General features: G+C 45.1%; 20 protein-coding genes. 15 read left to right on the forward strand and 5 right to left on the reverse strand.

What is annotated here, in order from left to right:
• The first annotated feature begins 27 nt into the window (after positions 1-27).
• The 3 genes from ACIQXV_RS07330 (at position 28) to ACIQXV_RS07340 (ending at position 1,892) form a co-directional block, all read left to right on the forward strand.
• Positions 28-963, forward strand: coding sequence for a substrate-binding domain-containing protein (locus tag ACIQXV_RS07330; protein WP_402957382.1), 936 nt, complete (start codon positions 28-30; stop codon positions 961-963).
• Positions 964-1,066: 103 nt separating this feature from the next.
• Positions 1,067-1,378: a YwdI family protein gene (locus ACIQXV_RS07335; RefSeq protein ID WP_402957384.1), complete on the forward strand. Its 312-nt coding sequence runs from the start codon at positions 1,067-1,069 to the stop codon at positions 1,376-1,378.
• Positions 1,379-1,520: 142 nt separating this feature from the next.
• The gene (locus ACIQXV_RS07340; protein WP_402957386.1) at positions 1,521-1,892 is read left to right on the forward strand and encodes a DUF423 domain-containing protein; all 372 of its coding nucleotides are present in this window, start codon (positions 1,521-1,523) and stop codon (positions 1,890-1,892) included.
• A gap of 227 nt (positions 1,893-2,119) precedes the next feature.
• Here the strand turns inward: ACIQXV_RS07340 and gerQ are convergent, their stop codons facing one another.
• Together gerQ and hemQ are read right to left on the reverse strand one after the other, a co-directional pair.
• Positions 2,120-2,596, reverse strand: a complete 477-nt coding sequence (gene gerQ / locus ACIQXV_RS07345) for a spore coat protein GerQ (protein WP_402957388.1) — start codon at positions 2,594-2,596, stop codon at positions 2,120-2,122.
• A 237-nt stretch (positions 2,597-2,833) separates the two neighbouring features.
• The gene (gene hemQ, locus ACIQXV_RS07350) at positions 2,834-3,577 is read right to left on the reverse strand and encodes a hydrogen peroxide-dependent heme synthase (RefSeq protein WP_402957390.1); all 744 of its coding nucleotides are present in this window, start codon (positions 3,575-3,577) and stop codon (positions 2,834-2,836) included.
• A gap of 248 nt (positions 3,578-3,825) precedes the next feature.
• On the opposite strand from hemQ, the gene pta reads away from it, so the two are divergent.
• Both pta and lipL read left to right on the forward strand, forming a co-directional pair.
• On the forward strand, positions 3,826-4,797 hold the full coding sequence (gene pta / locus ACIQXV_RS07355; protein ID WP_402957392.1) for a phosphate acetyltransferase: 972 nt from the start codon (positions 3,826-3,828) through the stop codon (positions 4,795-4,797).
• A 275-nt stretch (positions 4,798-5,072) separates the two neighbouring features.
• On the forward strand, positions 5,073-5,906 hold the full coding sequence (gene lipL, locus ACIQXV_RS07360; protein WP_402957393.1) for an octanoyl-[GcvH]:protein N-octanoyltransferase: 834 nt from the start codon (positions 5,073-5,075) through the stop codon (positions 5,904-5,906).
• 92 nt (positions 5,907-5,998) lie between these two features.
• Here the strand turns inward: lipL and ACIQXV_RS07365 are convergent, their stop codons facing one another.
• Positions 5,999-6,787 carry an RsfA family transcriptional regulator gene (locus tag ACIQXV_RS07365; protein ID WP_402957395.1) on the reverse strand — a complete coding sequence of 263 codons (789 nt, stop codon included), beginning with the start codon at positions 6,785-6,787 and terminating at the stop codon, positions 5,999-6,001.
• Between the two features lie 415 nt (positions 6,788-7,202).
• Between ACIQXV_RS07365 and ACIQXV_RS07370 the strand changes: the two genes are divergently transcribed.
• The 4 genes from ACIQXV_RS07370 to ACIQXV_RS07385 all read left to right on the forward strand — a co-directional run bounded on the left by ACIQXV_RS07370 (position 7,203) and on the right by ACIQXV_RS07385 (position 9,985).
• Positions 7,203-7,424, forward strand: a complete 222-nt coding sequence (locus ACIQXV_RS07370) for a YuzB family protein (protein WP_402957397.1) — start codon at positions 7,203-7,205, stop codon at positions 7,422-7,424.
• A gap of 207 nt (positions 7,425-7,631) precedes the next feature.
• On the forward strand, positions 7,632-8,930 hold the full coding sequence (locus ACIQXV_RS07375) for an HD domain-containing protein (RefSeq protein WP_402957399.1): 1,299 nt from the start codon (positions 7,632-7,634) through the stop codon (positions 8,928-8,930).
• Between the two features lie 142 nt (positions 8,931-9,072).
• Positions 9,073-9,576: a YwgA family protein gene (locus tag ACIQXV_RS07380; RefSeq protein ID WP_402957401.1), complete on the forward strand. Its 504-nt coding sequence runs from the start codon at positions 9,073-9,075 to the stop codon at positions 9,574-9,576.
• A 211-nt stretch (positions 9,577-9,787) separates the two neighbouring features.
• Positions 9,788-9,985, forward strand: a complete 198-nt coding sequence (locus tag ACIQXV_RS07385; protein ID WP_402957720.1) for a hypothetical protein — start codon at positions 9,788-9,790, stop codon at positions 9,983-9,985.
• A gap of 67 nt (positions 9,986-10,052) precedes the next feature.
• On the opposite strand, the gene ACIQXV_RS07390 is transcribed toward ACIQXV_RS07385, so the two are convergent.
• Positions 10,053-10,238: a 2-hydroxymuconate tautomerase gene (locus tag ACIQXV_RS07390; RefSeq protein ID WP_402957403.1), complete on the reverse strand. Its 186-nt coding sequence runs from the start codon at positions 10,236-10,238 to the stop codon at positions 10,053-10,055.
• A gap of 172 nt (positions 10,239-10,410) precedes the next feature.
• On the opposite strand from ACIQXV_RS07390, the gene ACIQXV_RS07395 reads away from it, so the two are divergent.
• Both ACIQXV_RS07395 and ACIQXV_RS07400 read left to right on the forward strand, forming a co-directional pair.
• Positions 10,411-11,061, forward strand: a complete 651-nt coding sequence (locus tag ACIQXV_RS07395) for a site-2 protease family protein (RefSeq protein WP_402957405.1) — start codon at positions 10,411-10,413, stop codon at positions 11,059-11,061.
• Between the two features lie 18 nt (positions 11,062-11,079).
• A complete protein-coding gene (locus ACIQXV_RS07400) occupies positions 11,080-11,589 on the forward strand; it encodes a YwhD family protein (RefSeq protein WP_402957407.1) in 510 nt (169 codons plus the stop codon).
• A 380-nt stretch (positions 11,590-11,969) separates the two neighbouring features.
• Here ACIQXV_RS07400 and ACIQXV_RS07405 read toward each other — a convergent pair whose 3' ends face one another.
• Positions 11,970-14,036: a transglycosylase domain-containing protein gene (locus tag ACIQXV_RS07405; protein ID WP_402957409.1), complete on the reverse strand. Its 2,067-nt coding sequence runs from the start codon at positions 14,034-14,036 to the stop codon at positions 11,970-11,972.
• A gap of 242 nt (positions 14,037-14,278) precedes the next feature.
• Between ACIQXV_RS07405 and speE the strand changes: the two genes are divergently transcribed.
• The 4 genes from speE (at position 14,279) to argS (ending at position 18,531) form a co-directional block, all read left to right on the forward strand.
• Positions 14,279-15,106 (forward strand): spermidine synthase, encoded by an 828-nt coding sequence (speE, locus tag ACIQXV_RS07410; RefSeq protein WP_402957411.1) that lies wholly within the window; start codon positions 14,279-14,281, stop codon positions 15,104-15,106.
• Between the two features lie 78 nt (positions 15,107-15,184).
• On the forward strand, positions 15,185-16,057 hold the full coding sequence (gene speB / locus ACIQXV_RS07415) for an agmatinase (protein WP_402957413.1): 873 nt from the start codon (positions 15,185-15,187) through the stop codon (positions 16,055-16,057).
• Positions 16,058-16,456: 399 nt separating this feature from the next.
• Positions 16,457-16,864: a YwiB family protein gene (locus tag ACIQXV_RS07420; protein ID WP_402957415.1), complete on the forward strand. Its 408-nt coding sequence runs from the start codon at positions 16,457-16,459 to the stop codon at positions 16,862-16,864.
• Positions 16,861-18,531 carry an arginine--tRNA ligase gene (gene argS / locus ACIQXV_RS07425; RefSeq protein WP_402957417.1) on the forward strand — a complete coding sequence of 557 codons (1,671 nt, stop codon included), beginning with the start codon at positions 16,861-16,863 and terminating at the stop codon, positions 18,529-18,531. The genes ACIQXV_RS07420 and argS overlap by 4 nt, the downstream gene beginning before the upstream one ends.
• The last annotated feature ends 283 nt before the right edge of the window (positions 18,532-18,814 follow it).

Genomic DNA, 18,814 nt, shown 5'->3' on the forward strand with positions numbered 1-18,814 from the left:
GATACAATAGAAATTGGAGGGATGGACATGTCAAAGGAGATTTCCTATACGATTGAAGAAGTTTCACAGCTGTTAAAAGTTTCGAAGCTTACGATATATGATTTAATTAAAAAAGGGGAGCTTCCCGTATTTCGAGTTGGCAGACAGATGCGGATGGACGCAGAGGATTTAAACCGTTATATTAAAAATCAAAAGTCCGCGCAGCTGCCGGCAGCTTTTGTTCCGGCTGTCGAACCGCACAGGGTTGAAAAAAGGGAATCCCACAACATTGTCATCAGCGGCCAAGATATCGTCCTCGATATCCTCGGAAAACATATCGAAAAACGTTCACCCTATAAGACACTCCGGTCGTATTCTGGCAGCTTAAACAGCCTTATTTCTTTATATAACGGCGACTGTGACATCGTGAGCCTGCATATGTATGACGGCGATACCGGAGAATATAATCTTCCATATGTAAAAAGAATCTTAACAGGGTACCCATACATATTACTTAATCTCGTTTCCAGAAAGGCAGGATTTTATGTTCAAAAAGGAAACCCGCTCAACATCACTTCCTGGACGGACTTACAGCAGCCGAACATTCACATCATCAATCGTGAGAAAGGGTCCGGGGCAAGGATCCTGCTTGATGAACAGCTGCGGATTCATCACCTATCATCGAAATCGATTATCGGGTATGATCAGGAAGAAACCAATCATTTAAGTGTGGCCTCTGCTGTTTCTACCGGCAAGGCAGATGTTGGCATAGGAAATGAAAAGGCAGCCAAGATGGTGGGAGTTGACTTTATTCCGTTAATTACGGAACGGTATGACCTCGTGATCGTTAAAACACCTGAAAATGAAGCCCTCATCCGGATTGTAAAGGAGATTCTATCCTCCGTATTGTTTCAAACAGAAATCAGCTCATTGGGCGATTATGATCAATCGCAGACGGGAACGATTATCGCGGAAACCTTTTAAGGAACCGATAATTGACAAATTCTGACTTGTTTCACGTGGAACATGTGAAGATTGTCGAAGCCATCATATGCGCAATGTTTGTAAAAAGAAAGGGAATGTCGACGTGAATATATCTGTCCAAACACTCTTAGCAAAAATAGAAGATGAACTACAGCTGGCGAAAAGCAGTGCCAAGCAGGAAGGCTTGCGGGAAAAAGTTTACTCTATTAAAATATTATGCGAATTGATATTAGACGAAAAACCAGCGGCGAAAATGGAGCTGCCATCGATTCAACCTGCGTCTGTTATGACAAGTCAGGTTTTACAACAGCCGCTGATGAATCAACAAGTTTTTCAGCAGCCGGCAGCGATGCCGCCAGCGAAAAAGTTAGAGATGGACGAAGAAGCCAATGGGGATTCTTTACTTGATTTTTAGACGAAAAGCTGAAGTGACAGTCTCAGCCCCGACAAGCATAAGACAGGCCGGACGGAAGGTTGTTTTTTAACCTTCTTGCCGGAATGGCTTAGACCATAGAGGGGCTTGGCGCTGAAGATAGACAAAAAATGGAGGGATCGTAGTGAAAACATTTATTATTGTTGGGGCAATTAATGCCTTTTTGGCGGTTGCGCTTGGGGCCTTTGGTGCACACGGATTAAAGGATCGGCTCGATGCCCATTATTTAGAGATTTGGAAAACAGGGGTAACCTATCAAATGTTTCATGCAACAGGGATATTAATCATCGGAATTCTCCTTGGGAAAGCAGGGGTAAGCTCTTTATTCAGCTGGTCGGGATGGTTAATGCTTGCAGGCATTATTTTATTCAGCGGCAGCTTGTACCTGTTGAGTTTGACGAAGGTTGGCGTCTTGGGGGCAATCACACCACTTGGCGGCGTTTGTTTTTTGGCGGCTTGGGTCTTAATGATTGTCGGGGCAGTTAAACAGTTTTAAAAAATAAACACCAATTGGGGTTGGACCAATTGGTGTTTTTTTCAAAAGACCAGTAAGTATAAATTTAGACTTTGAGAATTATCCAGCTCCAGCACCCTAGCTGCTAGTGTCCTTCGCTCTCCGCCCTACGATAAGTCAAACACGAATGCGCCTCCGGCTTTTCGTGTTTCCTTTATCTCAGTTGGAGCGCTCCAGGCCATACGCCGCTGACCAGGGCGCTTCCGCTTTTACCTTGGCGGGTAAGTCCCTAAGGATGGTGCGGCTCCGAATGGATATTCATACTCGATTTCCTCCGAAAAGGTAATGTAGTCGACAGCCACCATCGGGATGAGGAAGCGGGTTCCGGCTTGCGGGTCACTTAGGATTACGTGATCTCTTCCTGCGGCTTCAATGATTCCTTTAAATTCTTTGGCATTCCACTGGCTGTTCCCTTCAAAGGTTGCAAAGACAGTGACAAGTTTCCCTTTGTTCAAGCGCAGAATGTTTTCGATGTACGACTGCTCAATTGGCAGCATTCCTGGTGGCTGCCCGCCGCTTATAGGCGGCCTTGGGACCGAACCGGCTCCTGCTGGCGGAAATTGTGGAAAGGCTTGCTGCTGTGGAGGCATAAATCCTTGCCCTCCGCCCGCGATTGGCTGAGCACCCTGCTGCCCCGCTGCTCCAGTGTAGGGCTGAAACCCTTGTGGATTATAATATTGGCTCATTTTTTCCCCCTCCTAAAAATGAATAATTCAAATGGCCCAACATTCTATTCATACTCCCCATAGCCTAAGAAGGTTACTGCAGGATGGAATAAAAATCCCTTCTTGCAGATGGGGGCAATCCTTAAGACTCGCTGTTTAATAAGTATGAGGGAAAGTCCGAATATATGACGTTGAAAAAGTAAAAAAAGCCCCCAGCATCGGCTGAGAACTTTTTGAATTCATTTATGCTTTTCTAACTTAGACATGTAGGAATTTTGCTACGCGTTCTTCTTCTAACAGATTGCCGACAAAGAAAGCACCAAATTCACCGAAGCGGGCACTCACTTCGTCAAAACGCATTTCATACACAAGCTTTTTAAATTGCAGGACATCCTCGGCAAACAGGGTAACACCCCATTCGTAATCATCAAAGCCAACGGAGCCTGTAATGATTTGTTTTACTTTTCCTGCATATGTACGGCCGATCATCCCGTGGCTGCGCATCATGCTGCGGCGCTCTTCCATCGGCAGCATGTACCAGTTATCATTGCCTTGGCGGCGCTTATCCATCGGATAGAAACACACATGTTTTGTTTTTGGCAATGTTGGATAAAGACGAGCTAAAATTTGCGGATTTTGATAAGGATCTTCACCCGCTGGTAAGTAGTTGCTGAGTTCTACCACCGATACATAGGAATGGGCGGGAATCGTAAATTCCGCTAATCTTGTTTTATTGAATTCGGTTTCAATTTCGTTTAGCTCTTCCATTGTTGGACGAAGGATCATCATCATAAAATCAGCCTTTTGACCAACGACTGTATATAAGGCGTGGCTGCCTTCTTTGCGTTCTTGTGTGTGGTTCCATTTTTCAACGAGACTTAAAAACTCGTGGATTGCCGTTTGGCGTTCATCGCTAGAAAGCATTTTCCAAGTTGTCCAATCCACGGTACGGAAATCATGAAGGCAATACCAGCCATCAAGCGTTTGTGCTGCTTCACTCATTATTATCACTCCTAAATAATCATTCACCCATAACTATAACATAGTTTGACCAAGCGAAGCCTTTCTAAACGCTTAAATGCCGGCAAGTGGATATTTTTATGAAAAAGGGTAAATAGTAAAAGTATGAGTGTAATTTTTTGAAAAGAAAAACATTTCGCTGTAACCGCTATCTATGACGTACATTGCTTGAAATTTCACCTTGGTAAAGTATGCTATAAGGGGTAGTTTTTTAAAGGGAGGAAATAGTTGTGAGTGATTTATTTGAAGGTTTAAAGCAAAAAATTTCCGGACGTGACCTAAGAATTGTTTTTCCAGAAGGTTTGGACGAACGGATTATTCGTGCAGCCAGCCGCTTGGCTGAGGAAAAATTAATCACGCCGATTTTGATTGGCAACATTGAGCAGGTGCAGGCAAAGGCTTCAGAAGTGGGCGTTTCTCTGGAAGCTGCAGAAATCTATGACCCTGCGGGTTATGCGGGAATGGATGAATTGGTTGCAGCGTTTGTTGAGCGCCGGAAAGGCAAAGCAACGGAAGAGGATGCCCGTAAAATATTGCTCGACGAAAACTATTTCGGTACGATGCTTGTCTATTTAAATAAAGCACATGGTTTGGTGAGTGGTGCGGCACATTCGACTGCGGATACGGTTCGCCCTGCGCTGCAAATTATTAAAACAAAAGCAGGTGTAAAGAAAACGTCCGGTGTCTTCATCATGGTTCGTGAGGATGAAAAGTATGTGTTCGCTGACTGCGCGATTAATATTGCGCCGGACAGCAATGATTTAGCAGAGATTGCGATTGAAAGTGCGAAGACAGCGGAGATGTTTGATATTGAGCCGCGGATCGCGATGTTAAGCTTCTCAACGAAAGGATCAGCAAAGTCTGAGGAAACGGAACGGGTCGTTGAGGCTGTGGCTGAAGCGAAACGCCGTGATGCTTCATTAGTGTTAGACGGAGAATTCCAGTTTGACGCCGCGTTTGTTCCTTCTGTTGCAAAAAGTAAGGCACCAGGTTCCGTGCTGCAAGGGGATGCGAATGTGTTTATTTTCCCAAGCCTTGAAGCCGGAAACATCGGGTATAAAATTGCGCAGCGCTTAGGTGGCTTTGAGGCGGTTGGTCCGATTTTACAAGGGTTAAACGCCCCGGTGAACGACCTATCCCGCGGCTGTAATGAAGAAGATGTGTACAAGCTCGCGTTAATTACGGCAGCGCAGGGGTTATAATTTTGAAGTTTGGGAGCTGGTCCAAGTGTTGGGGCTGGCTCTTTTTTTAAAAGATAAGAAAGTATAAATTTGGACTTTGAGAATTGTCCAGCTCCAGCGCCCTAGCGGCTAGTGTCCTTCGCTCTCCGCCCTACGATAAGTCAACATCGAATCGCCTCCGGCTCTTCGTGTTTCCTTTATCTCAGTTGGAGCGCTCCAGGCCATACGCCGCTGAACAGGGCGCTTGCGCTTTTCTTATGATAAAATGAGTTTATTATTTTTAAGGGGTTTTCAGCATGGAAGGTTTACTTCGTCAGCCGGAATGGCGGGTTATTGACCAATCCGCGGTCGGCATTCATTTTCAGGCATTGCAATCATTTGGTACCGATGATACATTATGTGCCTCGGTTGGCGCGGGCGAGGCACCGGCGACAGCGCGGACATGGGTGCATCACAATACAGTGGTATTAGGCATCCAGGATACGAGATTGCCATATTTGCAGGAAGGGATCCACTTTTTAAAGCAAGCGGGTTATCAGGCGATTGTCCGAAATTCCGGAGGGCTAGCGGTCGTTCTTGATGAAGGCGTCCTTAATATCTCGTTAATTTTTCCTGAAGCTGAAAAAGGGATCGATATTAACCGTGGCTATGATGTCATGTGGCAGCTGATTCAAACGATGTTTGCTGACTTCCCGCAGCGGAAAATCGAGGCACGGGAAATCGTCGGCTCCTATTGTCCGGGTAGCTATGACCTTAGTATTGACGGGAAGAAGTTTGCCGGTATCTCGCAGCGCCGCCTGAAAAAAGGGGTCGCGGTGCAGATTTATCTTTGTGTGAATGGCAGCGGTGCGAAACGTGCGGAACTGGTGAAGCAATTTTACAAGCTGGCAAAGCATGAGGAACATACGAAATTCATCTACCCGGAAATTGTCCCTGAGGTGATGGCCTCGCTGTCTGAACTGCTCGGGACGTCTTTCACGATTGCCGATGTGATGCTGCGCTTACTAAACCAGTTACATGCCAATAGTGACTTTTTGTATGCGGGGCAGCTGAACGAGTACGAGCTTGGATTATTTCCCGGATATTATCAAAGGGTTATCGATCGGAATGAGAAGACTGCTGACATGTAAAAAAGCCGTAGACCATTTTATTGAATGGTTACGGCTTTTCTATATTAAGATGCTGCTCCTGTCTCTTCTCCCATTGTATTGCTTTTCGAAAATTACTCTGCTACTTTCTCGAGATTCCCGTTGCGGTCCATTTTGAATTTCGTAGCAGGTCTTTCTTCTTCTTCAAATAAAACAAGCTTACGGGCGCGGTTCATAATTTTCATGAGGGTCTCGTAATCTTCTTGAATGGTTTCAGAATTCTGCTCGAGCCCGGCGATTTTTGTTGCCATTTCTTCGTTTTGCTTTCGTAACCCCTCCATTTCCCTTTTCAATCTTTCATTCTCACTTTTTAATGCTTCATTTTGCAGATTGGCATGATGAAAGTTTTGTAAGTAAGAGATAACAGAATCCAGGGAAAGTCCACCAGTGGCTGCTGGTCTGTACGATTGAACTTGGGTTTGTACATGGGCTTGCGCTTGTGCTTGTACTTGCGCAGCCGGTTTCACATAGGTTTCAACGGCCATTTCTGCTGTCATGTCCGGCATTTCAACCTCGGTTTCAACTGGCATTTCAATATCAACCGGCAGCGGCGGCAGTGCTCCGAATTCTTCTGAAGCCGTGACCGAAGGGTTGTATAGCAGTTTTTTCTTGCCGCCTTGGTCCTTCCCTAACACTCTCTGTCTTTGTTTCCGCTGTTTTTTGGCTAATTGTAATGCTTTTTCGTAGGTGTGGCGGACAACGGCATTCCATCTGAAACCACAGGCCGCAGAGGTTCGATTAAGTTTGTCCCCTACCTCTTCAAAGGCATTCAGCTGTGTACTGCCTTCCCTCACATGCCGAAGAACAGTTTCTGCCAAAAGCAGATCATTTTCATCTGTCCATGCGTCTTGACGAACTTTCATATGTTTCAACTCCCTAAAATAATTTACCAATAATTGTGCCAGTCCTAGTCCTGACGATTTCTTAAAAGTTCTAGTCTTAGGATGGACAAGTTTTTCAGGCTTTATACCAAAATGGTTGAAAGGATAGTAGATTTTTTAGCTAATAGGAAAGTATAAATTTTTCCTGAAATTTATACTTTCCTATTTCGCATAAATTCAACTACGCCTCTGTCTTCGTCCTATCGGACTCGCCAATCGGCGAGTTTTCATTTAACTAAAAGATTTAGTCGGGTTGACAAGTTTGCTAAAGATTGCAACTTGCATTGGGAAAAAAGAAAATGTAAAATACCTATGGAGTTAAACTGTTTGATTTAATAAATCCTAGATGGATAAATGATATATAAAAATAGATTGACCGTAGAAAGGGTTGTAGGAAATGTCAAATGAATTTCGTGTTTGCGATGATTGTCAGGCCGTGAATTTAAAGACATTGATTCCTCGTTTAAAAGAAATCGATCCGGATGCCGAAATCAAAATCGGCTGCCAGTCCTATTGCGGACCCGGCCGGAAAAAGACCTTCGCCTTCGTTAACAACCGCCCTGTTGCTGCCTTAACTGAAGAGGAATTAATGGATAAAGTAAATAAGAAGATTAAATAATCACCTTTGCCAACATATGTAAGGTGATTTTTCATTTTATGGTGCCTGACACCCTTACTCATCCATAGATAGTGGAATGGTGTCAGGCACCAATAATGTGGCACCAATAATGTGGCACCAATAATGTCGAAAAATACTGTAGAATTTTGCTGAAAATTGGGTGATTCTGGGATATAATAGTAGCAAATACAAGGAAGAGGGAAATTCATGCAATATTCGGCGGAAAAATTGACTGAAGAAAAAGTGTTTAAAGATCCTGTCCACCGCTATGTCCATGTCCGTGATCTGGCGATTTGGGATTTAATCGGAACGAAAGAGTTCCAGCGGCTGCGCCGAATCAAGCAGCTGGGAACAACCTTTTTGACCTTTCACGGCGCTGAGCACAGTCGCTTCAACCATTCCCTCGGCGTATATGAAATTGTCCGCCGCATCATCGATGATGTGTTTGCGGGAAGGCCGGAATGGAACGACGATGAGCGCCTTCTTACGCTATGTGCGGCGCTTCTCCACGACCTCGGGCACGGCCCGTTCTCCCATTCCTTTGAAAAAGTGTTTGATTTTGACCACGAAGACTTAACCCGTGCGATTATCTTAGGTGATACCGAAGTGAACAAGGTGCTCTTGAGGGTAAGCGCGGATTTTCCTTCTCAGGTCGCCGAAGTCATTGCGAAAACCTCGCCGAAAAAGCTGGTAGTCAGCTTGATTTCCAGTCAAATTGATGCGGATAGGATGGATTATTTGCAGCGGGACGCTTATTTTACCGGCGTCAGCTACGGCCAATTTGATATGGAGCGAATTTTGCGTGTGATGCGGCCGCTGGAAGACCAGGTCGTTATTAAGAAGAGCGGTATGCATGCGGTGGAAGATTATATTATGAGCCGCTATCAGATGTACTGGCAGGTCTATTTCCATCCCGTTTCCCGCAGTGCTGAGGTGATTTTGACCAAAATCCTCCACCGCGCTAAGCAATTATTTAAAGAAAACCATAAGTTTAAGTATGAGCCCATCCACTTTAAGTCCCTCTTCCATGAGCAAGTGACATTAGAAGACTTTTTAAAATTGGATGAATCCGTCATTTTATATTATTTTCAAAGCTGGCAAGAAGAAGCCGATCCTATTTTGAGCGACCTTTGCCGGCGCTTTGTCAATCGCAACCTCTTAAAGTATGCCGAATTTGACCCTGCGAAAGAATACAAGAAGCTTGCAGAATTGACGGCGCTTTTTGAAAAGGCAGGCATTGATCCTGAATATTACTTGGTCGTCGATTCGTCCTCGGATTTGCCGTACGACTTCTACCGCCCCGGTGAGGAAGAGGAACGGCTGCCCATCCATTTGTTAATGAAAAGTGGGGAATTGCGCGAGCTGTCGCGTGAATCAGAAATTGTCGATGCGATTTCAGGAAAAAGAAGAACCGATCACAAACTATACTATCCGGCAGACTTCCTTGAAGATGAATCGACCGAAAAAGAAATAAAACAACAAATACGTGCCCTTTTAGAGATATAAATCAGGTGAAAATAGTAGTATTGGTGCCTGTCACCCTTTCTAACCCGTGGATACAGTAAATGGTGCCTGTCACCCTTTCTAACCTGTGGATACTGTAAATGGTGGCTGACACCTAATGCAATGGAGTAGGAGATGACGAACGTTGTTAAAAGATCACGCGAAGCTGATGCAGGCGATTCTGGTTTCCGGTGAGATTACTGGGAGAAAAAAGCTGCAAAAGATGATATATATTGCGAAAAAGATTGAGTTTCCTTTTCACGAGCGGTTCCAGTTTCATTTTTATGGGCCCTATTCGGAGGAACTGACCACACGAGTGGAAGAGCTCTGTAATATGGGATTTCTGAATGAAGTGAAGGAGAAAAAGGGCGGCTACTTTCAATATCGCTACACGCTGACAGAACCGGGGAAAGAGTTTTTAAGCTTGAACGAAATAGAAATGCCATGTTTGGAGAATTGTTTGACCGATATGAATGAGCAAAATGCTAGATTCCTTGAGCTTGTTTCGACGGTTTTATATTTTGATAACCTTTCAAAAGAAGAAGTTACGGACAAGGTATTTACGTTGAAAAGCAGCCAGCGCTATACAGAAACGGAAATCGATGAGGCGTATCAGTATATTGAAACCTTGAAAGCGAAAATTCAATAATTTAATAATATAAAAGCCGCTTGGGAGCTATGGAAACCCAGGCGGTTTTTTATGATTTTTAACGAACAATAGACCTATACTGTTTGAAATTTTATCTTATAGGGGAATTTTCTGTAAAAATAATATTCATTTTTTTGAAAATTTGCTATGATTTGTCTATCGAGTAGTTAAGGGAGGATTCGCCGTGATTATTGGTGTAATATCTGTCATTATGATATTTGGAATTCCTATAGTTGCTATTTTAACAGGCCATTTTCAAAAGCAGTCGAAAATGAAGGCAAATATGATTAAAGATGAACTGGAACTAGAAAAATTAAAGCATGAAAACTATTTAATCGAAACTGAAAAAATGAAGCTCGAGCTAGAAAAGATAAAACTCGACCAACCCAAAAATGAAATAAAATTCTAAAAAAGGTGTCAGGCATCATGTGAATTTTTCACATGGTGCCTGACACCCTTTACAATATTGTCACTGTTTATTTGTCGCTTGCGCGGACACCGGCAACGGCGTAGTGGTTTTTGCTCATTTCTTCGATGAAGACGGTGATGTTTTCTGCTGGTGCGCCTGTTGTTTCGCTGACGGCTACGGTTACCTTCTCGACTAACGCCCGCTTTTGCTCATCAGAACGTCCCTCAAGCATTTTTACTGTCACATATGGCATGTACTGACCCTCCTTTTAACCTAACTATTTGTTAGTGTTCCATAAACGGTGAAAAAGTGCAATAACCCACTAGGCACATTTGATTTTCTTTTTCGAAGTAGAATCATGTATACTATAGGGAAATAGACAGAGAGTTCGGTCACACAGTTTGTTGATGAGAGGAGAAACGCCATTGGAACAATTTCTTGCCTATCCGTTAAGGCAGATTCCTTATGTAGCCATCACGCTGATTTTTGCGTTTACGTTTCACGAATTAGCCCATGCCTATGTTGCCTATAAATTCGGCGACATGACGGCGAAAAACCAAGGGCGGCTGACGCTAAATCCGCTCAAGCACCTAGACCCATTCGGAACGATTTTAATTCTGATTGCCGGCTTTGGCTGGGCCCGTCCGGTACCGGTCAATCGTTTCTTTTTTAAAAAGCCGCGCTTAGCCGGGGTCCTTGTTTCTGTTGCGGGGCCGCTGAGTAATCTGATTTTGTCCGCCATCGGCTTCGGTGTTGCCTACGGATTGAATCGTTTCGGGGTAAATGCATCGGACAATTTTTATGATTTTCTTGAAATATTTATCCAGCTTAACATTGTGTTATTTATTTTCAACCTGCTGCCGCTCCCGCCGCTTGACGGCTATCGGATTATTGAGGATCTTGCTCCTAATCATCTCCGGGCAAAAATGACGCAATATGAACAATATGGCATCTTAATCTTTCTCATTTTAGTGATTACACCATTAGACCGCTTCACCATCCAGCCTATATTTCAAGTGGTGATTCCTTGGGTTTGGAAGGTAGTTGGAAATTTCGTCTACAGTTTATTTTTTTAAAGGAGGCCTGCACCATCCATGGAGGAAAATAAGAAAAAACTTGGTTTTAATATTATAAAAAGCGACCCGACCGATGGGCACAAGGGCTATGGCAAGGGTGCCCTCAGCCTCGATAATGTTTCCCCGGTCATTATTGATGTCGAAGCCGGTGAAGCCGAGATCGATGTCGGGGCGATGCATGCCCGCAGTGTCGTCGAAAAGGGCATCAAATTTTTAAAAACCAAAGAAGAGGTTCCGAACGGGAAACCATATTGGCTCGTGTGGGTGACGATTGACCGCAAGCCGGAAGGCCCGTATTACGCCGGCGTGACGGCCTGCTATATGACGGTCGACCGCGAAATCCGCCGCGGCTACAAATCGCTGCCGGAGCACGTTAACCGGATGGATAAGTCGCTGAAACGCCATATCATTGTCGAGGATATGGATGCAAACTCGAAAAAAGTACTAGCCGCATTCTTGCGCGGACATAATGAAGTATTATGGGAAAATTCCACGGATGAACTGAAAAAAGGACTATTGGTGGAGTAGGTCTTGCCTAACCACATGTTGTTAATGAATAAAATTTTTTTGAAAAAATATAGTGGAGAACCACTTGTAGTTTTTTTGAAAAATAGGTAGTATTATTATCAGTGTGAAAACACTGTAAAACTAGGACAGGAAAAGCTCCGGAGCAATCCGGAGCTTTTCCATTTAGTAATATAAAATATTATCCAGCAACTCTTTTTTTAAAAGATAAGAAGGTTTAAATTTCGACTTTGAGAATTGTCCAGCTCCAGCGCCCAGCGGCTAGTAGACTTCGCTCTTCTCCCTACGATAAGTCAACATCGGATCGCTCCGCTCTCCGTGTTTCCTTTATCTCAGTCGAAGCGCTCCAGTCTATACACCGCTAAACGGTCGCTTACGCTTTTCTAGCCCCACGGCATGATTTTCTTATACCAAGGTACTTTTTTATGCTCCTGCTTTTTCGCCGGGTGATCATCTGTATTTTTCAGATGATCGGTGCAATATTCGGTCGGTTCGGTGCCGGCGACAAAATAGGTGAAGCGGCGGACAGGACAGTCCTTTGTTGCCAGCTTGCCATTTGCCGGGTTCACGTAAACGCCGACAACCCCCTCTTTCGGCGGTTTAAACGCCTTCACGGGCTTCCCTTGTAACGCTTCCTCCATAAAGTTCGCCCAAATATTCTTAGCGTACGTTTTTTCCGCAGTCAGCTCAATCGGTTTTCCGATATCGTACCCGGCCCAGACCGCTGTCACCAGCTGCGGTGAGTAGCCGATCATCCAGCTGTCCGTTTCCGTTGAGCCAGATTTTCCGGCATATGGCCGCGTAATATTCTTGATAATCGTGCTCCCGGTAACCTTGGCATAGCCGTTTAACTTCGAATCGAAAATCCCCGTCAGCATTTGCGTCATCACAAATGCCTTTGCCGGGTCTAATACTTTTTTCGCCGTATTTTCTTTTTCAAAAATAACATTGCCATTATAGTCTTCCACTCTAGTTATCAATGTCGGGTTCACCCGTTTGCCGCCGTTGGCTAAGAGGCTGTAGGCACCCGCCATTTCGATCACGCGCACACCTGAAGTCCCCAATGCCAGCGACGGAACCTTGGCCATTTTAGTTGAAAGCCCAAATTTCTTCGCTGTCCCAATTAACGTTTCTTCGCCTAAAAATAAATGCGTTTTGACGGCGAAAATATTATCGGAAACGGCTAGTGCCTGGGCAAGTGTAACCTCCCCGTTGGCATACTTGTTGTTAAAGTTATGCGGTGTATAATCGGCCTGACCATCATCAAAATGGAAGGTTGTAAACTCGCTTCTCATTGTCGATGCCGGGGTAAAGCCTTGCTCAAGGGCGGCGTAGTATAACAATGGCTTAATCGTCGATCCCGGCTGCCTGACTGCCTGAACGGCGCGGTTAAACGGGCTTTTTTCATAGTCCCGGCCGCCGACCATTGCCCGTACATAGCCGTTTTTCGGATCCATCGCCACTAAGCCGACTTGAATGTCCGAGGAGCTGGCGACATATTGATTGACCTGGCTTTCGGCTGCTTCCTGCTGTTTTAAGTTAAGTGTCGTAAAAACCTTTAAACCGCCGAGTGCAATCGTGCGGTCATCTAAATGTAATTGATTTTTCAGCGCATTTTTAACGGCATCCTGAAAATACGGTGCCACCTTTACCTTTTGCGTTGTGTGGACGCCCACTATAGTAAGCGGCATATCGGCGGCCGTTTGTGCCTCTTTTTTGCTGATGTAGCGGTTTTTTACCATGCTTTGTAAAATAATCGCCTGACGGCTTTTTGCTTTTTCCAGCGAAGCAAGCGGTGAGTAAATGCCTGGCCCCTTGGGAATACCCGCGAGCATGCTGGCTTCGGCAAGGGTTAAGTCGGCTGCCTTTTTTCCAAAATAGTACTGGCTGGCGGCCTCCACACCATAGGCACCATTGCCATAGTAGATTGTATTTATATAGCCTTCGAGAATCTCCTGCTTCGAATAGTTCATTTCAAGACGAATAGTATAAAAAGCCTCCGTCAGCTTCCGTTTCCACGTTTTGTCGTGTTCGAGAAACAGATTCCGTGCGTACTGCTGGGTGATCGTACTTGCGCCCTGCACCTTGGCAAAGGCTTGAATATCGGCAATCACGGCACCGGCAATCCGTTTATAATCAAAACCATGGTGCTCGTAAAAATTTTTATCCTCAATCGAGACGGTCGCATTCACTAAATCCGGCGAAATATCCTTAAGGCCGACCCAATAGCGCTTTTGACCGCTATTACTCTCGCCCATCAAGGATCCATCGTCGGCGAAAAACAGCGTCGATTGCGGCACGGCGAGCGGCGGCGCGCCTAGGATTCTGGCATAGCCGAGGATGCCAAGGAAGAGAATGAGCATACAAATCATGCCTATCAAACTGATGATAATGATGGCGCGCAAATATTTAACCGTCTTTCGAAACCCTTGATCAGTCATGATTTCCATTTATCCTTCACCCCGCAGTTTTTCCAGTTTTTAAAAAAATAGATAGTAATAGTATTGAAAAAATAGAGTCTTTTTAAACATTCAGGAAAAATTTCTTTAAATTTTGCTAGACTTTTTTTTCTGGTTGTATTTCAATAGGTTGGGTAGTATAAAAATGATGGGGTCAGACCCCCCATAGGACAGCGCGGTAAAACAGTAGGGGAACTACCTCCTAAAATGAAAAATTGGAAGGAAGATGAAAGATGTCAATTTGGTTTACAGAAAAACAAACCGAAAATTTTGGGATTACAATGAAAGTAAATAAAACCTTACATACAGAGCAAACGGAATTTCAAAAGCTGGATATGATTGAAACTGAAGAGTGGGGCAACATGCTGCTCTTAGATGATATGGTCATGACGTCTGTTAAGGATGAGTTCGTTTACCATGAAATGGTGGCACATGTGCCGCTATTTACCCATCCAAACCCTGAGAATGTCCTTGTTGTCGGCGGCGGTGACGGCGGCGTTATTCGTGAAGTGTTGAAGCACCCAAGCGTCAAGAAAGCGACACTTGTTGATATTGATGGAAAAGTAATCGAGTATTCCAAGAAATTTTTACCGGAGATTGCCGGCTGGCTTGAGGACGAGCGTGTGGACGTGCAGGTGGGCGACGGCTTCATGCATATCGCCGAAAGCGACAACCAGTATGATGTCATTATGGTTGACTCAACGGAACCGGTTGGTCCAGCGGTAAACCTATTTACCAAAGGCTTTTATGCGGGAATTTCCAAGGCGTTAAAAGAGGACGGAATCTTCGTTGCACAATCAGACAACCCGTGGTTTAAAGCGGACTTAATCCGCAATGTGCAGCGCGACGTGAAAGAAATTTTCCCGATTACCCGTTTATATGTAGCGAACATTCCAACATATCCAAGCGGATTATGGGCATTCACGATTGGTTCAAAAAAATACGATCCATTAGCGGTTGAGGAAGACCGTTTCCACGAAATCGAAACAAAATATTACACAAAAGAACTTCACAAAGCGGCCTTCGTATTGCCTAAGTTTGTTGGCGATTTAGTGAAGTAAACGGTAAAGGGGGTCAGACCCCCGATAGAGTAGTACGTTAAAGCAGTGGGGGACTGACCCCTTGAAAGGAGAGTTAAGATGCGTTTTGATGAGGCTTATTCGGGGAATGTGTTTATTAAGAGCCACCCGAATTTTGAGGAGAGTCAGGTTGTATTGTACGGAATGCCGATGGATTGGACGGTGAGCTACCGCCCGGGTTCGCGCTTCGGCCCGGCCCGAATTCGTGAGGTATCGATTGGTCTAGAGGAGTACAGTGCCTACCTTGACCGCGAGCTGGAAGAGGTAAAATACTTTGATGCCGGAGATATCCCGCTGCCGTTTGGAAATGCCCAGCGCAGCCTTGATTTAATTGAAGAGTTTGTCGATCAGGTTCTTGCTGCGGGGAAATTCCCGCTTGGTATGGGCGGCGAGCACCTTGTATCATGGCCGGTAATGAAGGCTGTATATAAAAAATATCCGGATTTAGCGATTATCCACTTTGATGCGCATACTGATTTGCGTGAGAACTATGAAGGGGAACCGTTGTCACACTCGACTCCGATTCGCAAGATTGCGGAGCATATTGGGCCGAAAAACGTCTATTCCTTTGGGATCCGTTCCGGAATGAAGGAAGAATTTGTGTGGGCGAAGGAAAATGGCATGCATATTTCAAAATTTGAAGTGCTTGAGCCATTAAAAGAAATTCTGCCAACGCTTGCCGGCCGTCCGGTATATGTCACAATTGATATTGACGTATTGGATCCTGCACATGCGCCTGGAACTGGTACAGTCGATTGCGGTGGAATCACGTCAAAAGAACTGCTTGCTTCCATTCACGCCATCGCCCGTTCAGAGGTGAACGTAGTCGGCGGTGACTTAGTCGAAGTAGCACCAATTTACGACCCATCCGAACAAACAGCCAACACCGCAAGCAAACTAATTCGCGAAATGCTCCTCGGCTGGGTAAAATAGGAAATTGGTGCCTGACACCCTTTGCTGTATTAGTATTGTTGTTATATTGTAATGATGTTCACCAGTTGCAATAGATTTTAAAAGATTGGTGCCTGTCCCGTGATTGGGGCGGGCATCTTTTGATTTGTATGGTTACAATGTTTATAATAGGGAAAGTATGCGATAACGCGCCCAGGTTAATGATAGGGCTAGATCTATGAATGAGAGCAATCTAAGGTTCCTTTTTAAAAAAATTATGGTTCGCAAATAAATAGGGTTGTTTCGCAAATAAAACCGCTTGTTTCGCAAACAAATCATGAAGTTTCGCAAATAAACTTCAATCTTTCGCAAATAAAATTTGATTTTTCGGAAATAAGGGGAGAATTTGTGTGAAAATACTAGAAGGAAGTGCAATTTCGTTTGGCAAACACTGAAATACCTGTGAAAATTAAGGTGAAGACGACGATTGATCAGCAGGAGACGATGGAATTGACGGTATTTGGCCGTTATTTTCAAAAGGGTGGTGCCGCATTCCTAAAGTATGAGGAAGTGCTGGAAGAGGGTACGGTCCGCACGATCGTGAAGGTGACTCCGGAAGAGGCGTTGATTTTACGAGGTGGTGCGGTGAAAATGCGGCTGCCGTTTCGTTTACATAAAATACTGCGAGGCAGCTATGAGATGCCGTTTGGGACGTTTGAAACGTTGACAATGGCGAAAAGAATCGAGCATACGGAGGGTCTGATTGATATTCTCTACGATTTCACGATGCAGGGCTCGCCAACAGGTACATACCATTTAGAAATTACCTTTCAGGAGGATCAAAAATGAATATAGTTGAACAGGTTCAAAGTAAAATAAAAGAAGAGATTCGTGCGGCGGTGCTGAAGGCAGGGATAGCTGCTGAGGAGCAGATTCCCGATGTCATCCTCGAGACTCCAAAGGAAAAGGCGCACGGCGACTACTCGACGAATATGGCGATGCAATTGGCGCGGGTAGCGAAGAAGGCGCCGCGGATGATTGCGGAAGCGTTGGTGGCTAATTTTGACCTCTCGAAGGCTTCGATTGAAAAAATTGAGCTGGCTGGGCCGGGGTTCATTAATTTTTATATGAATAATGCTTATTTAACCGAGTTGATTCCAACGGTGCTCACTGCAGGCGAAAAGTATGGCGAAACGACGGTTGGCGGCGGCCAGAAAATCCAAGTCGAGTTTGTATCAGCGAATCCAACGGGGGACTTGCACCTTGGACATGCCCGAGGTGCGGCGGTTGGTGATTCGCTGTGCAATATTTTAGCGATGGCGGGTTATGATGTGTCCCGCGAATACTATATTAATGATGCCGGCAATCAGATTAATAATTTGGCATTGTCCGTTGAGGCTCGCTACTTCCAGGCACTGGGACTTGAAAAAGACATGCCGGAGGACGGCTATCACGGTGCCGATATTATCGGAATTGGCAAGGAGCTGGCGGAAGAGTTTGGCGACAAGTATGTGGAGGCGCCGGCCGAGGTGCGGTTTGAATTTTTCCGTGAGTACGGTTTGAAATATGAGATGGCGAAGTTGAAGCGCGATTTAGAGGATTTCCGCGTCGGCTTTGATGTGTGGTACTCGGAAACCTCGCTATATAAAAATGGGAAAATTGATGAGGCCCTCGCGGCGCTGCATGAGAGCGGCTATGTGTACGAGCAGGACGGTGCGACGTGGCTGCGGTCGACTGATTTTGGAGACGATAAAGACCGCGTGCTGATTAAGCAGGATGGCTCTTACACGTATTTGACGCCGGATATCGCCTATCACAAGGACAAGCTGGCGCGCGGTTTTGAAAAATTGATTAATATTTGGGGAGCGGACCACCACGGGTATATTCCCCGGATGAAGGCGGCGATTCAGGCCTTAGGATATGACCGCGAGGCGCTTGAAGTTGAAATTATCCAGCTTGTCCATCTTTATAAAGATGGCGAGAAGATGAAGATGAGTAAGCGGACAGGGAAGGCTGTGACGATGCGGGATTTGGTCGATGAGGTTGGCCTCGATGCGACGCGTTATTTCTTCGCGATGCGCAGTTCGGATACCCATATGGACTTTGACTTGGATTTAGCGGTGTCGGAGTCGAATGAAAACCCGGTCTATTATGCGCAGTATGCCCATGCGAGGATTTCGAGCATTTTGCGTTCGGGTGAGGAAAAGGGTGTTCAGGTTGATATGGGCGCTGATTTTTCACAGGTGTCATCTGAAAAGGAAATTGATTTGTTGAAAAAATTGGGTGAGTTCCCGTCCGCTGTCGGCGAGGCCGCGGTGAAGCGGGTGCCGCACCGGATTACGAACTATATCTTTGAGTTGGCGTCGGCATTCCATAGTTTTTACAACGCGGAAAAGGTACTGGACCTCGAGAATCCTGAACGGACGAAGGCACGCCTTGGGTTAGTGAAGACAGTGCAAATCACGTTGAAGAACGCCTTGGCGTTGATTGGCGTTTCGGCTCCGGAAAAAATGTAAATTTGGTTATTGGTTAGGTTGGACCCTCTGTTAATGATAGGGGGTCTATTTGCTATTTTAGGATTGAATTTTTTAAAGTGGACAGTATTTGATGAAAAGTGGACAGTAAATCGCTGAAACCGGATAGTAAAAATAGAAAAGCGGAAAGTAAATGGGCGGAACCGGAAAGTAAACCGTAAAAAGTGGACAGTAAACCAGAAAAAGTGGACCGGGGAGGAGGGAGTTGCACAGTTTTTCTCGGAAACGGCCTCCAAAAATGAATATCCTCCTAAAAAAATACAAA

Source organism: Neobacillus sp. NPDC097160 (assembly GCF_044762155.1).
In the GTDB taxonomy this organism is placed as follows: Bacteria; Bacillota; Bacilli; order Bacillales; family Cytobacillaceae; genus Neobacillus.